Here is a 1843-nt window from a genome sequence, read left to right as displayed (position 1 = left end):
TGGGAAATAATAATCCTTTCTTTTGGCACTTTCTCCATTATTTAACGTTTCTTAATACAGAGACCTCAGACAAGTTTGGGTTCGAATTGTGATTGGGGCATTCAAAGCAAGTGCCCCTTGAGTGGAGAATCCGATTTTCAATGGTATGGGTTCTGCTTGTCTTTTCACCTCTGACAGGCAGGATCTCACCACAGTAAAAAAGTCGGCTTGCAGAATCCGAGCCTGGAACTGGGTCTCTTTTATTCATAATTTAAGGAGAACGTTCATGTTAAATCTAGGTATTTTTAAAACCGCATGTGTCTTGGCATTGTTGACTTGCTGGTCTGCATCACGTGCTGTCATTTGGGTGGGTGGTGATGCACAGTGTGATTACAGCAGTATTCAAGCAGCGCTCGATGATGTGCTGCTGGGGTTTGATAACGAAATCAGAATCGCCAATAATGTGGTTGGTGGTGCGTATTTTGAAAACCTGGTGTTTAACTACACGCTCTCGGAGAACATCCGCATTATAGGTGGACACGACTCTTGCCAGGGCAGCCAGACACCAACAGCTTCAGTCATTGATGGCGGTGGCAATGCCCCCGTGTTTTTAATCTTTGGTGGAGGCACTGAGTCGGTTGGAATCACCTTGGATTCATTGGTGCTGAGCAATGGCGTCAGTAATCAAACGGGTTTCGGAGGTGGCTTGACATTGAACAGTGCCAATACTGACTTTCTGTTGAGTAACCTTTCAATCATAAATAACAACGCTGTTAATGGTGGTGGTTTGCATGTGTTTTTTAGAGAGAATAACAATGTTGAGATTAAGAAGAGTTCACTGGTCAACAACCAGGCCAGCAATGGCGGTGGCATTTATTGCAGGGGATTGGGTGGGTTCTTGAGTGTTCTTGAAGACAATTCAATACTGGCTAACCGGGCGGTATCGACCACAACCAGTGATGGCAATGGAGGTGGCATGTATTTAACCAACGGATGCCGATCTTTTTTATCCAGTGGTGATAACATTCAAGGCAGCTCCACTGGTGTGGTTAGCAACCAAGCATCAAATCATGGCGGTGGCATTTATTTGAATGATGCTTTCTTGCGATTACTTTTCACGAACAATGACGATGATTCTGTTGATGTTGCTAGCATCAAGGCCAATGCCGCTGATGCCAATGGCAATGGACTCGGTGATGGCGGTGGCGTCTACTTGACTGGTGCATCATCGCAAATGGTTGTATCAACAGCCCTGTTCGAGGGTAATGAGGCCGTCAATGGTGGTGCCGTGGCGTTGTCTGATGGGTCATCGGTGACAGCATTTTCTAATCTTATTTACCCATGTCTGTTTGATGGTCACTGTGTGAAAATGAGCGACAATGTTGCTGGCGAAGTGGTCACAGGTATTGGTCTGGGACAAGGTGGTGCCATTTATGCCTCCAGTGGAGCAAGCATGGCCGTGACACGTGCCTTGTTTACAGGTAACCAGGCAGACAATGGTGTGGTTGCTGCAGTGAGGGGGGCAGCAAGCGTCAGCATGTCATCCAGTAACATCAACAACAACGGTGGCATCAACACCAATGAGCTGGGACAGTATGCTGTTTTTAATGCCATTGATGAGTTTTCAGCTTTAAATTTAACCCATGTTACAGTAGCTGATAATGTGCTCAATCCTGATTCCAGTGCTTTCCTGACTGCGGTTGGCGCCTTTAATTTTGTCTATAATAGCATCATCATGGAGGATGTTGATGTGATGGAATCATTTGATGTGAACGGCACGTCTGTTAATTTAGAGTTTGATTGTAATCTGGTCAATGAAACTGACAGTTTGTCATCGGCCAATGGTCTAAGCTTCATCACCAAC

General features: G+C 45.6%; 1 protein-coding gene. It reads left to right on the top strand.

Annotated features, from left to right (window positions below; genetic code table 11):
* Window positions 1-265: 265 nt before the first annotated feature.
* The coding region (locus tag QNI24_RS15365; RefSeq protein WP_267177681.1) for a hypothetical protein at window positions 266-1843 on the top strand (1578 nt) is incomplete at its 3' end.

The organism is Marinicella marina (assembly GCF_030065545.1).
In the GTDB taxonomy this organism is placed as follows: domain Bacteria; phylum Pseudomonadota; class Gammaproteobacteria; order Xanthomonadales; family Marinicellaceae; genus Marinicella; species Marinicella marina.
This window is presented reverse-complemented; position numbering and strand designations above follow the sequence as displayed.